9 protein-coding genes are annotated in these 13,303 nt (G+C 46.9%); 6 read left to right on the top strand and 3 right to left on the bottom strand.

Going from position 1 to position 13,303, the window contains the following annotated elements:
* Window positions 1-14: 14 nt before the first annotated feature.
* Window positions 15-851 carry a DegV family protein gene (locus BQ7400_RS06375; protein WP_072469835.1) on the bottom strand — a complete coding sequence of 279 codons (837 nt, stop codon included), beginning with the start codon at window positions 849-851 and terminating at the stop codon, window positions 15-17.
* A complete protein-coding gene (gene glmM / locus BQ7400_RS06380; RefSeq protein WP_072469836.1) occupies window positions 851-2,188 on the bottom strand; it encodes a phosphoglucosamine mutase in 1,338 nt (445 codons plus the stop codon). Before glmM ends, BQ7400_RS06375 begins: the two co-directional genes overlap by 1 nt.
* 206 nt (window positions 2,189-2,394) lie before the next feature.
* Between glmM and BQ7400_RS06385 the strand changes: the two genes are divergently transcribed.
* The 6 genes from BQ7400_RS06385 (at window position 2,395) to murJ (ending at window position 10,178) form a co-directional block, all read left to right on the top strand.
* The gene (locus BQ7400_RS06385) at window positions 2,395-3,099 is read left to right on the top strand and encodes a hypothetical protein (protein ID WP_072469837.1); all 705 of its coding nucleotides are present in this window, start codon (window positions 2,395-2,397) and stop codon (window positions 3,097-3,099) included.
* 11 nt (window positions 3,100-3,110) lie between these two features.
* Window positions 3,111-4,082, top strand: coding sequence for a copper amine oxidase N-terminal domain-containing protein (locus tag BQ7400_RS06390; protein WP_072469838.1), 972 nt, complete (start codon window positions 3,111-3,113; stop codon window positions 4,080-4,082).
* Window positions 4,083-4,245: 163 nt separating this feature from the next.
* Window positions 4,246-6,162: an aconitate hydratase gene (locus BQ7400_RS06395; RefSeq protein WP_072469839.1), complete on the top strand. Its 1,917-nt coding sequence runs from the start codon at window positions 4,246-4,248 to the stop codon at window positions 6,160-6,162.
* Between the two features lies 1 nt (window position 6,163).
* The gene (locus BQ7400_RS06400; RefSeq protein WP_072469840.1) at window positions 6,164-7,171 is read left to right on the top strand and encodes an isocitrate/isopropylmalate dehydrogenase family protein; all 1,008 of its coding nucleotides are present in this window, start codon (window positions 6,164-6,166) and stop codon (window positions 7,169-7,171) included.
* Window positions 7,164-8,513 (top strand): citrate synthase, encoded by a 1,350-nt coding sequence (locus BQ7400_RS06405; RefSeq protein WP_072469841.1) that lies wholly within the window; start codon window positions 7,164-7,166, stop codon window positions 8,511-8,513. Before BQ7400_RS06400 ends, BQ7400_RS06405 begins: the two co-directional genes overlap by 8 nt.
* 69 nt (window positions 8,514-8,582) lie before the next feature.
* Window positions 8,583-10,178 carry a murein biosynthesis integral membrane protein MurJ gene (murJ, locus tag BQ7400_RS06410; RefSeq protein WP_034440737.1) on the top strand — a complete coding sequence of 532 codons (1,596 nt, stop codon included), beginning with the start codon at window positions 8,583-8,585 and terminating at the stop codon, window positions 10,176-10,178.
* Between the two features lie 212 nt (window positions 10,179-10,390).
* Here the strand turns inward: murJ and BQ7400_RS06415 are convergent, their stop codons facing one another.
* The gene (locus tag BQ7400_RS06415) at window positions 10,391-13,111 is read right to left on the bottom strand and encodes a leucine-rich repeat domain-containing protein (protein WP_072469842.1); all 2,721 of its coding nucleotides are present in this window, start codon (window positions 13,109-13,111) and stop codon (window positions 10,391-10,393) included.
* Window positions 13,112-13,303: the final 192 nt, after the last annotated feature.

Consider the following 13,303-nt stretch of genomic DNA (forward strand, 5'->3'; position numbering starts at 1 on the left):
ACAGGCTCGGGCTTTTAAAAGCTAATGACAATGCCTCCGTCATCAGCATAGGCCGAAGACAAGCCCCCTGTTGGCACCACCACGACATCGTCAAAGCGGTAGAGGTCCAGGATTTTTTTCTTAAAAAATTCCGCCTTTTCCTCGGCATTGGACTGGCTGATGTAGAGGGTCCGACCTTCTGTTTTTTCTACAATCCTGCCAATGGCCTTGGCCAGCTTGTCCAGGGATTTTTTAAAGCCCCGGTTGAGTTCAAAGAGTTCGATTTCTCCCTTGACCCCCTGCATAATGGGTTTGATGTTCAGGGTCTTGGCAATGAGGCCGGCGGACTTTCTAATCCGGCCGTTTTTAATGAGGTTGTTGAGGCTTTCCAGGATAAAGAAGGTCTCCATTTCCCGGATAAACTTTTCCCCCTTTTCTACAATTTCATCAAAGGCCAGGCCTTGGTCCATAAGGCTCTTGATGTGGTAGGCTAGGTTGGTTTCTCCGGCAGAGGCGGACTGGCTATTAAAGATATGGATCCTGGTTTGGGGGTTTTCTTCTTGGAAGTCCTTGGCTGCCAGGGTGGCGGAATTATAGGACCCGGAAAGTTTATCGCTAATGGTAATGACAAAAATTCCATCTGCCTCCTTGTTAAAAACCTCTTGGTAGTCATAGGGGGAGGGACAGCTGGTTTTAATGGCCTTCTTGGAGGCGTTCATGGCCTCCCGCATGGCTTGGATTTGGCTCCGGTCCTTGTCCACAAAGTCTTCTCCTTCGACTTGGATGGTAAAGGCAACCAGTTGGATGTCCAAGGATTTTTCAAGCTCATCAGTTAAGTCGACGCTGGAGTCGCCAACAAGTTGGTAGTTCATCATTCACCTCCCAGTTGTTTTTGGATCAAGTCTGCAAGTACTTGAGCATCTTCTTGCATTTCAACGAGGTCTGTTCCTTCAATCATGACCCGGATTAGGGGTTCTGTTCCTGAGGGTCGGATGACAATCCGTCCCCTGTCCTCATATTTTTTCTTAAGGGCCTCAATGGCTTTTTCCAGGACCTCATCTGCCATGTAGTCTTTTTTCTTCCGGTCCAGAACTCTTGCATTGACCAGGACTTGGGGGTAGGTGGTCATGAGGTCATTTAAATAGGACAGGGGCTTTTGACTTTCCAGCATGACTTCGATTAAGTGGAGGCCGGTAGCCAGGCCGTCTCCTGTTGTATTGTAGTCTGTAAAGATAATGTGGCCCGATTGTTCGCCCCCTAGGACATAGCCCTTGTCCCGCATTTCTTCCAGGACATATCGGTCTCCCACCTTGGCTTCAATAAAGTCTACGTCAATGGATTCCAGATATTTTTTCAGGCCCAGGTTGGACATAAGGGTTCCAACCACGCCGCCATTGAGCTGGTCTTTTTGATGGAGATGGTGGGCACAAATGGCCAGGATGTGGTCTCCGTCTACAATCCGCCCCTCTTCATCTACGGCAATAATCCGGTCTGCATCTCCGTCAAAGGAAAAGCCCAGGTCGGCTTCCTTAGACAGGACCAGGTTTTGGATGACCTTGGGGTTGGTGGACCCGCAGTCCAAGTTGATATTTTTCCCATTGGGGTTGGTGTTTAAGGCAAAGACATTGGCCCCTAGAGAGGTTAATACATAGGGGGCAATCTTGGATAGGGCTCCGTTTCCACAGTCCAGGGCAATTTTTAAGCCGCTTAACTTGTGGGGACAAAGGGATTGGAGGTACCTAGTGTATTGCTTGGCCAGGGAGGGGTCCAGGGTCAAGTGGCCGAAATTTTCCGTATTTTCAGGAAATTCCTTGCGTTTTAAGAGGTAGTCTTCCAATTCTTCTTCCACCTGGTCTGGCAGCTTGTAGCCATCTTGGGAGAAAAATTTAATTCCATTGTAGTTGTAGGGGTTGTGGCTGGCCGAGATCACCACGCCGCAAGTATAGTTTAAGGTCCTAGTTAAGTAGGCAATCCCCGGTGTGGGAATGACTCCCACCAGGGTCACGTCCATCCCCATGCTCATGAGGCCTGTAGCCAGGGCAGCCTCTAACATATTTGCAGATTCTCTGGTATCTGTTCCAATGAGGCAAGAGCCTTGGTTTTTCCCTAAAACAAAACCAGCAGCCTTGCCCACTTCCAGGGCCAATTCAGCCGTTAAGGCTTGGCCGGCAATGCCCCGGATACCATCTGTACCGAATAATTCTGTCAATGTAAAGTCTCCTTTTTTCTTTTCGGTTCTCTCCTGAACCTATCTAGCCTTTATTATACCATATTTCCAGGACCTGTAAAATCTCTAAATCAAGACAAGGCCCCCAACCAGGGCTTTTTAAATTCCCCACAAGTTTTTTTTCTTTTGCAGGACCAGTATGTTATAATGAAAGAAAAGCAATGACTCAATTTTGATGGAGGAATCGTATGAAAAAAACTCTAGCCATAAGTGGTTTATCCCTGGCACTTATTTTAACAGCCTGTGGACAAAAGGATGGTCAAGATCAAAAGGTCCAAAAACCAATCAACACCAGTCCGAAAATTGAAGAATCTTCCCCCAGCTTAAATGAAGGCTCCGAAGACAAGCAAGGTGTGAGCCGGGAGGATGTACGCAAGCTCATGACCCAGTCTGACTACATCAGCCGGGTTAAGTTGACCCAGCTTGGAGACGGGCAAACCGAATTAACCATCCTGGACAACTACAAGGGAAGTCTGTCCAACATTGAATTTACAGAACCCAAAAACCTATCCACCAACAAGGAATACTTAATTTTTTACAAGGACGATGAAGACGGAAATGTGGTAGCCACCAGCAAGGATGCCGTCATTGAAGTGGCAACAAAAAATGACACTGTCCTGGACTATATCGAAAAAACCTATGCCAAGACAGACCAAACAGAAGGCCAATCCAGCCGGAAAAAAGAAGATAAGAAAAAAGACTCTTCTGACGAAAAAAAGAAGTCCTCTTCTAAGGAAGACAAGGAAGAATCCAAATCTTCCTCCAAGTCCTCCAAGGATAGCAAGGACTCTTCTTCCCAAGACGAATCCAAGTCCAAGAAGTCCACATCCAGTGAATCTAAGAGCAAAGAATCCACAAAGACTTCTTCAAAATCCACTACAGATGAAGAATAAAAGGAGCAAGTATGCATAAAAAATTAGCCGGCTTAGGCCTAGCTGCCTGCCTGGTTTTAAGCCAAGGAATTTACGCCGCCTCACCCATTAAGATCCTATTAAACGGCCAAGAAATCAAGGGGGATGTCGCCCCCCAAGTCAAGTCCCAAAGAACCTTTGTGCCCCTGCGTTTTGTTTCAGAAGCCCTGGGCTACAAGGTGGACTGGTTCCAAAAAGACCAATCCGTTTCCATTGCCAAGGGCCAAAAGCAAATCAAGCTCTGGCTGGGGAAAAAGACCCTGGAAAGCCAAGGGAAAAAATCCACCATGGATATTGCCCCCTATGCCAGCCAAGAAAGGACCTTTGTGCCCCTGCGCTTTGTAGCTGAAAACCTGGGTGTCAAGGTAGATTGGGACCAAAAAAACCAAACCGTTCTTTTGACAGATGATAACCTAGCCGGAAAAAATGTAGCCAAGTCCTTCCTGGAAGGAGTGGACCTGACCCACTTAAATCCTGAAGAAGTGGCCTATGTGAAAAACTTTGACCAAAAGCAACAAGTCCTGGTTCAAGAACTGGCCAACTTCCGCAACCTGGCCTTCCGGGACTTTAACAAGTACAGCAAGGACCAAGTGGGACAAAAGATGGCCCAAGTAGGTGGCCAAATCGTCTCCACCGCCAAGGAAATGGAAGCCCTCCAGGCTCCTGCAAGATTCCAAGAAAGCCATGCTCTTTTTAGCAAGGTCTCCCAAGCCCTTCCCGGCATCCTGGAAGACTACAAGGCCGCCTTTTTAAGCGACGACTCCCTAAGTGCCGCCGGCCTTACCAGCAAGCTCACCGACTATTCTGTAGCCATGCGGCAAATTGTGGACCAAATGACGGCCACCATTAAAAACCAGGAAGTCAAAAGAAACCAGGATGTAGACAGCTTTTTAAAGACCAAGGACGACCAACTCTTCCAAGACCAAACCATCAAAAACCTCATGAACCAAATCCTGAAAAAGTAAATGTTAAAGCCTGCTTAAGCAGGCTTTTTTTATTTTCTTCTGCCCTTCTATTTGTTAAAATTTAGGCCTTCTTTTACATTGAATGACCTGTTGAATCTTGGGGGATTTTTCGATAAAATAGACCTTAATTATTTGCTATCTTTATAAACTAAAGGAGATGCCTATGCCAAAAACATTAACCTATAAACTCATTGCCTCCCATCTTTTAGATGGGGACTTGGAAGCTGGCAAAGAAGTTTGCTTGAAGATCAACCAAACCCTGACCCAGGATTCTACAGGAACCATGGTCTACCTCCAACTGGAGGCCCTGGACGTGGACAAGTTGGCTACAGACCTTTCTGTGGCCTACATCGACCACAACATGCTCCAAGCCGGCTTTGAAAATGCCGACGACCACGCCTTTATCCAGTCGGCAGCAGAAAAATATGGCCTCATCTTCTCCAAACCCGGGGGAGGCATTTGCCACCAAGTCCACCTGGAACGCTTTGGTAAGCCCGGAGCCACCCTGATTGGGTCTGACTCCCATACACCTACTGCCGGGGGTTTAGGCTCTCTAGCTATTGGGGCTGGAGGTCTGGATGTGGCCGTGGCCATGGCCAAGGGATTTTACTTCTTAACCCTTCCCAAGGTCTATGAAGTCTACTTAAAGGGATCTTTAAAGGCCAACTGCAATGCCAAGGACGTCATCCTAACCGTTTTGCAAAAACTTTCCGTCAAGGGTGGCGTGGGTTATATTATGGAATACACCGGTCCTGGGGTCAAAAACCTATCTGTTCCGGACCGGGCCACCATTTGCAATATGGGAGCGGAATTGGGGGCCACCAGCTCCATCTTCCCCTCTGACCAAGTGACCCGGGACTTTTTACGGGCCCACCACCGGGAAGGAGACTTCCTTGAACTGGGACCAGACCCAGGAGCCTCTTATGACGCCCGTTTGGAAATTGACCTGTCGGCTATTGAGCCCATGGTGGCCAAGCCCCATAGTCCCGACGCCGTTGTTCCCGTTTCAGAAATTGACTCCCTCAAGGTGGACCAAGTGGCCATAGGGTCTTGTACCAATTCTTCCTATGCCGACCTTATGGCTGTGGCTCAAATTTTAAGGGGCCACCGGGTCCATCCCGACGTTTCCCTGGTCATTAGTCCAGGGTCAGCCAATGTCTTGAAGATGCTGGCAGAAAATGGAGCCCTAGCCACCATGATTGCCTCAGGAGCCCGGATTTTAGAATCTGCCTGTGGCCCCTGTATCGGCATGGGCCAAGCCCCCAAGTCCAAAGGCATCAGCCTCCGGACCTTTAACCGCAACTTCAAGGGCCGGTCCGGCACCAAGGACGCCCAAATCTACCTTGTGAGTCCCCAAACAGCTGCCAGCTCAGCCATTAAGGGCTACTTAACTCCCGGCCAAGAAGTGGATCCTTCCAGTCTTTCTTCCTATGACCATGTAGATGATTACTTTATCTATCCCAAGGAAAAAGACCAGAGACGGAAGGACCTGGCCATGGGACCCAACATCAAGCCCTTCCCCTTAAACGACCCCCTGGAAGACCAAATCCAAAAAAAGGTCCTCTTAAAGGTCCAAGACAATGTCACTACTGACGACATTGTTCCCAGCCACGCTGGACTTTTACCCTACCGGTCCAACATCCCCCACCTGGCCCATTATGCCTTTACCACCCTGGTGGATGACTTTTACGACCGGGCCAAGAAAAATAACGGGGGCTTTATCCTGGCGGGAGACAACTACGGCCAAGGGTCTTCTCGGGAGCACGCCGCCTTGGTCCCCCTCTATCTTGGAGTCAAGGCCGTTTTAGCCAAGAGCTTTGCCCGGATCCACCGGTCCAACCTCATCAACTCCGGTATCCTCCCCTTGACCTTTGCCGATCCAGCCAGCTATGACCTGGTGGATCCAGAAGATGAGCTTCTTTTAGACAACTTACATGAGGGCCTGACCAAGGGTCAAATCTTGGCCTTCAACAAGACCAAGGGCCTGGCCTTTTCCCTAGAATTCAAGGGCTCTCCCAGAGAGTTGGCCATCCTTTTGGCTGGAGGCAACTTAAATTATTCAAAAAATTTGGAGGTTTAATATGATTAGCTTAATTCCCGGCGACGGGGTAGGAAAAGAATTAGCCAAGCTCTTAATCCGTCTCTTTAAGGACTTGCAAATTCCCCTTTCCTTTGACATCCAAGAAGCCGGCAAGGAAGAATATGAAAAACACGGGGTCTACTTACCCGATAGCCTCTTCCGGAGCCTGGAAAAAAACAAGGTGGCCATTAAGGGCCCCATGACCACCCCCATTGGGGAGGGCTTCCGGTCTTTAAATGTCCAACTCCGTAAAAAATACGACCTCTATACCAATATCCGTCCCATTAAGGAGCTGGGCCCCTGGAAAAATCCAGACCAAGCCATTGACCTGGTTATCTTTCGGGAAAATACCGAAGACCTCTACCGGGGTGTGGAAGAAATGGTTTCGGATACCGAGGCCCATTCCATTAAAATCATCACCTACCAAGGGTCCAGACGCTTGATTAAACGGGCCTTTGACTATGCCCTGGACCATGGCTATCCCAAGGTGACCCTGGTTACCAAGGCCAACATTATGAAATTTACCGACGGCCTCTTTCTTAAAGCCGGTCGGGACCTGGCCAAGGACTATCCCACCATTGAATTGGAAGAAGTCCTGGTGGACAACATGGCCATGCAGTTGGTTTTAAACCCCTATCAATTTAATGTCATTGCCACAGAAAACCTCTATGGAGATATTTTATCCGACCTGGCTGCCGGTTTAATTGGCGGTCTGGGCCTGGTGCCCGGAGCCAACATGGGAGATGGCATGGCCATCTTTGAATCTGTCCATGGAACGGCTCCCGACCTGGCCGGCAAGGACCTGGTCAACCCAACGGCCTTTTTCCTGTCTGCCTGTATGATGCTGGACTATTTGGACCTGGGGGCCTATGCCGGAGCCATCCGCCAAGGTCTGGATAGCCTACTATCTAACAAGGAAACTTCCACCCGAGACCTGGGTGGCCCCCTAAGGGCTTCAGAATTTACTGACCTCTTAATCCAAAGGGTCAAGGAGATCAAGCATGGATAAGAAAACCACCAACCGCTTAAAGCGCTATGCCCGGGTCATTGAAAGAAGGGCCTATATTGACCCCCAATTTTATGAGGACCACAAGATCAAACGGGGCCTGAGAAATAAAAATGGCACCGGGGTCCTGGTGGGAGTAACTGGGGTGGCTGACGTTGTGGGCTATGCCTACGAGGATGGGAAAAAAATTCCCACTCCCGGCCGCCTGGACTACCGGGGCTATTCCGTAGAAGAAATTTTAAAGGGGGCCCGGGAAAGACAAAGCCACGCCTTTGAAGAAGTTTCCTACCTCCTACTTTTTGGTCAACTCCCCACACAAGAAGACCTGGACCTCTACCACGAAACCCTCTGGTCCCTAACCGCCCTGCCAGGAGGCTACCTGGAAGATGTCATCTTAAAGACGGCCAATAAAAACCTCATGAACAAGATCATGCAGTCGGTCCTCTCCCTCTACTCCTATGACCCGGACCCAGACAATACAGAAATTTTTAACGTCTTAAACCAATCCCTGGGCCTCATTGCCAAGATGCCCATGATTCTAGCCTACTGCTATGCGGCCAAACGCCACTATGTCGATGACGCCTCCCTGATTATCCACCGGCCCAAAAGCAACTACGACCCGGCAGAAAACCTCCTCCATATGATCCGGCCCGACTCTTCCTTTACAGAAGAAGAAGCCCAAATCCTGGACACCCTTATGGTCCTCCATGCAGAACACGGCGGTGGGAACAACTCCGCCTTTGCCACCCATGTGGTATCCTCTTCTGGAACAGACTCCTACAGTGCCATTACCACAGCCCTGGGATCCTTAAAGGGGCCCCGGCACGGTGGGGCCAACCTCATGGTGGACTCCATGGTGGCAGACTTAAAGGACAAGGCTAGCGATTGGACCAAGGCCGGCCAGGTAAAAAAATACCTGGAAGCCGTCTTGGACAAAAAAGCCTTTGACCGGTCCGGCCTGATCTACGGCCTGGGCCATGCCGTCTACACCCTAAGCGACCCCCGGGCCCTCCTCTTGAAAGAAAGAGCCCGGACCCTGGCCCAATCCAAAAATTGTCCAGAAGAATACCAGCTCATTGAAAATATTGAAAAAATTGGTGGAGACCTCATAGCTGAAAAATTTGCCCTTCCCCATCCGGCACCGGCCAATGTTGACCTCTACTCGGGGCTGATCTTCCACCTCTTAGGCATACCCAGAGACCTCTTTACCCCTATTTTTGCCCTGTCCCGGACCACAGGTTGGTGTGCCCACCGCTTGGAACAAGTCCTGGATAAAAAAATTATGCGGCCGGCCTACCTAACCCTCAACCAACCCCAAAAATACCTTCCCATGGAAGACCGTTAATCCTCCTGACCATCTTGACTTATCCCTTTAAATTCAATATACTTTTACTTTAGATATGAAGGAGGTATCATGGAAGAACAAGCAAAAAATCTGGCAAAATCCACAGCAGCCATTATCATCTTTTCCCTTTTAGGTAAATTTTTCGGCCTGGGCCGGGAAACCCTAATTGCCTACCAATATGGGTCCGGCATGGAAAAGGCTGCCTGGACTGTTGCCCAATCGTCTACAGGCCTGATGAGTGCCTTGATTACAGAGGCCATTGCCACAACCTTTATTCCACAATTGCAAAAAGTCAACCTTAACGAGGGCCCCGGAGCCAAGGATAAATTTACATCCAATATGATTTCCGTATCCCTGGTTTTGGCCATTGTTGTGGCAAGTCTGGGTATCATCTTTGCCCCGGCCATTGCCAACATTACAGGAGGAGGCTTCGACCCCGAAACCAAGGCCTTGACCATTGTCCTCATCCGCTACTCCATGCCCTTAATTATTTTTGCAGCCACCGTGGGAATTTTTACCGGCTACCTACAATTTAACAACCTCTTTGCCGCAGCGGGAGCCGTCAACCTGCCCTATAACATCATCTACATCATCTACCTGGTCTTTTTGACCCCCGCCTTTGGTATCAAGGGTCTGGCTGCCATTTCCGTCTTGGCCGTCCTATCCCAGGTCCTGTTTTTGATCCCCTCGATTTTAAAGGCAGACTTCCACTTTAAACCCATCCTGAACTTCAAGGACAAGTACACCCAACAAGCCTTGATTTTAGCCATGCCAGTCCTGGTGTCCGTTTCCATCAACAATATCAACACCATCTTTAACAAGTACCTGGCAACAGGCTTGGGAAATGCCGCCGTCAGCCGGCTGGACTATGCCAACAAGATCAACCTGGTCATCCTGGGCATCTTCATCACCGCTATTACCTCTGTGGTCTTCCCGGCCATGAGTCGGGCCTTTGCCGAAAAAAATTATCTCCTGGGCAAGCAAATCATGAATGGGTCCGTTAAAAGCGTACTTTTAATCACAGTCCCATCCACCATTGGTATGGCCGTCTTGGCCCGACCCATTATTGAAATTGCCCTCCAATACGGGGCCTTTACCCCGGAAGACACCTTGGAAACAGCCAAGGTTTTGGTCTTCTACTCCCCAGTTTTGATCTTTTTGTCCATTAACAACGTCCTAAACCGGGTCTTCTTTTCCATCCAGGACACCAAGACCCCCTTCTACATCGGCATGTGTAACGTGGCCATCAACGTCAGCCTCAACCTCTTAGTTGTCCACATCCTAGGCGTTCGAGGCCTGGCCGGCAGCGTCACCATCGCCACCACAGTTGCCTGCGGCCTCCGCTTTATCATCCTGCGTAAACGCATTGGCCACCTGGGCATGTCCTCCTACCTCCGGGCCATTATCAAAACCTGCCTGGCTGGTGTTATCATGGCCATCTTTTGTTCCGTGACCTTCTTCCCCTTGGAAATGGTCCTGGCAGGCCTCTTAACCGGAGCCAAACTCCGCCTGGCCAAGTTGGCCCTCTTACTCCTTGTGGCCCTTTGCTCCGCCTTCCTCTATGGCCTGGTCCTCTACTTCCTAGGCTTTAGAGAAGTGAAAGACATCGTCCACCTAGTCAGCAGTAAGTTGGAAGCTCGGAAGAAAAGAAAGGCTTTAAATTAAAAAAATGAGAACCCCTAGGGGTTCTCTTAACGTCCATGATAAATGTTGGAGTCCACCTAGACCCCAACATTTATTTTTTCCATAAAAAGGGCAAGAATGGATCCCACCCCATCACTTGACAAGGAGCCTTTTCCTAAGAATAACTAGAAACTCCAAAAAGAAAAAGTCGGAACCATGATTCCGACTTTTTCTTTTGCTTCTATTCTCTTCTTTTAATAGTTTACAACTTGCTTGATGGTTACTTGTTGACTTCCTTGATCCCAGAAAATATCTTTTCCATCTTTTAAACCAAGACATCTTGCAAAGTTCCCGACAGGTATCATGGTTCGATCATTTTTGATTTGTGGTTTTACATCACTTTCAAATTTTTCTCCATTGACATAGAAAATATTACTGTCTAGAGAGACCTTTACTTCCTTGTCCTTATTTTTTAAGATGGCCATCCTAGCTTCCTTGTCCCAGCGGACATCAAAGCCCATGGCTTCTCCAACAAACCTCAACGGAATATAGGTCCTGTCCTTGTCTGCATAGGCGGCTACATCCATTTCCACTTCCTTGGACTCCCCATTGATGATCCGGGTCAGTTTTTTCGATCCAATTTTTATCATTGTTTCTAGGGTCATTTGATTTGTTTTCTTCACTTCTACAGGTTTTTGCCCTTGTCTTTCTGGTGCCAGGACAAAAAACCGGATTCCAGGAGCTTGGGGTGTAGGTTGAGGTGCAGGTTTGGGTACGACTTGTCCTGCTGCATTTTTATTTGCTGCGTCTTTGGCCTTGGCGTCTTCTACTGCCTTGGCAACGTCGCCTTTTGTTTCTGCATTGTCAACCTTACCCTTGGCTTCTTTCTTTTCGCTTTCACTTAGGTTGGGAAGTTGGTCAATTTCTGTCTTGGCTTTTTCTTTGGCTTTAGCTAAATCTATCAATTTTACATCTATGCTAGCGATTTCTTTTGGATTGTCGCATAGTTGATATTGAAAGATGAATACTTTCGTCTGTCCATCCCATTCCATTCCACTCGCTGTTGGAGTTAAGCCAGCTACTGGCCCTTGAATTTTGCTTGCATCAAATCCTGGAGGAAATTCTATGATTGAACTTCCTTTAGGGACATTTATAGTATATTTTTGCCTTAAATCCTTTTTATTATCCTCTATGGGCCTACTAGGTAGCTTTAAGGTTGTTAGTTGGTTGTACTGACAGTATAAATGGGTAAGTGATGGGCTTTGACTGACATCTAAGGATGTTAGTTGATTAGAACTACAAGCTAAATACATAAGTGCTGGGTTATGGCTGACATCTAAGGTTGTTAGTTGGTTGATGTCACAATATAAGTTTGTAAGTGACGGGCTTTGACTGACATCTAAGGTTGTTAGTTGGTTGGAAGTACAAACTAAGTCCTTAAGTGATGGTTTGTGACTGACATCTAAGGTTGTTAATTGGTTAGTCCTACAATCTAATCTCTCAAGGGCTGGGTTCTTACTGACATCTAAGGTTGTTAATTGGTTTCTGTAACAAGATAAGTTTGTGAGTGCTGGGTTTTGACTGATATCTACGGATGTTAGTTGGTTGATCTCACAATATAAGTTTGTAAGTGACGGGCTTTGACTGACATCTAAGGATGTTAGTTGATTGGAGCTACAAACTAAATACGTAAGTGATGGGTTGTGACTGACATCTAAGGATGTTAGTTGGTTGGAACTACAAACTAAGTTCTTAAGTGATGGTTTGTGACTGACATCTAAGGTTGTTAGTTGGTTGGAACTACAATTTAAGTCCTTAAGTGATGGTTTGTGACTGACATCTAAGGATGTTAATTGGTTGGAACTACAAGCTAAATACGTAAGGGCTGGGTTGTGACTGACATCTAAAGCTGTTAGTTGGTTTCTATTACAATCTAAATCCATAAGGGCTGGGTTGTGACTGACATCTAAGGATGTTAGTTGATTAGAACTACAAGCTAAATACATAAGTGACGGGCTTTGACTGACATCTAAGGATGTTAATTGGTTGTTACCACAATATAAACCTGTAAGTAATGGGTTGTGACTGACATCTAAGGTTGTTAGTTGGTTGATGTAACAAGATAATCTTGTAAGTGATGGGTTGTGACTGATATCTAAGGATGTTAGTTGGTTGGAGCCACACTTTAAATCCTTAAGTTCTGGGTTCTGACTGACATCTAAGGTTGTTAGTTGGTTGGTGTAACAAGATAATCTTGTAAGTGATGGGTTGTGACTGATATCTAAGGATGTTAGTTGGTTGGAGCCACAATTTAAATCCTTAAGTTCTGGGTTCTGACTGACATCTAAGGATGTTAGTTGGTTGGAAGTACAAACTAAGTCCTTAAGTGATGGTTTGTGACTGACATCTAAGGTTGTTAATTGGTTAGCCCTACAATCTAATCTCTCAAGGGCTGGGTTCTGACTGACATCTAAGGTTGTTAGTTGGTTTCTATTACAATCTAAATACGTAAGTGACGGGCTTTGACTGACATCTAAGGATGTTAATTGGTTGTTACCACAATATAAATTTGTAAGTAATGGGTTGTGACTGACATCTAAGGTTGTTAGTTGGTTTCTATTACAAGCTAAATACGTAAGTGACGGGCTTTGACTGACATCTAAGGATGTTAATTGGTTATTGCTACACTGAAGCATTCCTAAGTTGGTAAAATACTCAATCCCTTTTAAGCTTGCAACGCCTTTACTCATGACGTTAATTGTTTTAACAGCATTACGTTCATCCTGACTTAGGATCTTATTTTTATCTCCGTCAATTTCTTCTACATACTCCCTAAAATTCGCATCCGGGAAGTTGCTTTCGTTAATGGCTACATCTCCTGCTGCATAGACTTTTGCAACATTGAACGGTAGTGCCGTTATGACCATCGCTAAGACAAGAGCTATCCCCATGGTTTTCTTTAAGCTTTCTTTCATGCTATCCCTCCAAGGTATTTTTACTTTCAATTTGTTCCTCTTTTTGAACCATCTACTCCGAATTATTAATCTTTTCCTATATAAATCTAATCATATATACATATATATTGTCAAGATATTTTGCCTTTAATTGGCTATAAATCGCCATTTATGTCTACTTTTTTAGTGCTGATTGAACTGCCTTCTCAGTTC

It is taken from the genome of Urinicoccus massiliensis, assembly GCF_900120405.1.
In the GTDB taxonomy this organism is placed as follows: domain Bacteria; phylum Bacillota; class Clostridia; order Tissierellales; family Peptoniphilaceae; genus Urinicoccus; species Urinicoccus massiliensis.

Bases quoted from the DNA above. Each gene is read 5' to 3' on its own strand.
- BQ7400_RS06405 (WP_072469841.1), top strand. From the start codon at position 7,164: ATGGATAAGAAAACCACCAACCGCTTAAAGCGCTATGCCCGGGTCATT.
- BQ7400_RS06415 (WP_072469842.1), bottom strand. From the start codon at position 13,111: ATGAAAGAAAGCTTAAAGAAAACCATGGGGATAGCTCTTGTCTTAGCG.
- BQ7400_RS06375 (WP_072469835.1), bottom strand. From the start codon at position 851: ATGAACTACCAACTTGTTGGCGACTCCAGCGTCGACTTAACTGATGAG.
- BQ7400_RS06390 (WP_072469838.1), top strand. From the start codon at position 3,111: ATGCATAAAAAATTAGCCGGCTTAGGCCTAGCTGCCTGCCTGGTTTTA.
- BQ7400_RS06400 (WP_072469840.1), top strand. From the start codon at position 6,164: ATGATTAGCTTAATTCCCGGCGACGGGGTAGGAAAAGAATTAGCCAAG.
- BQ7400_RS06395 (WP_072469839.1), top strand. From the start codon at position 4,246: ATGCCAAAAACATTAACCTATAAACTCATTGCCTCCCATCTTTTAGAT.
- BQ7400_RS06385 (WP_072469837.1), top strand. From the start codon at position 2,395: ATGAAAAAAACTCTAGCCATAAGTGGTTTATCCCTGGCACTTATTTTA.
- murJ (WP_034440737.1), top strand. From the start codon at position 8,583: ATGGAAGAACAAGCAAAAAATCTGGCAAAATCCACAGCAGCCATTATC.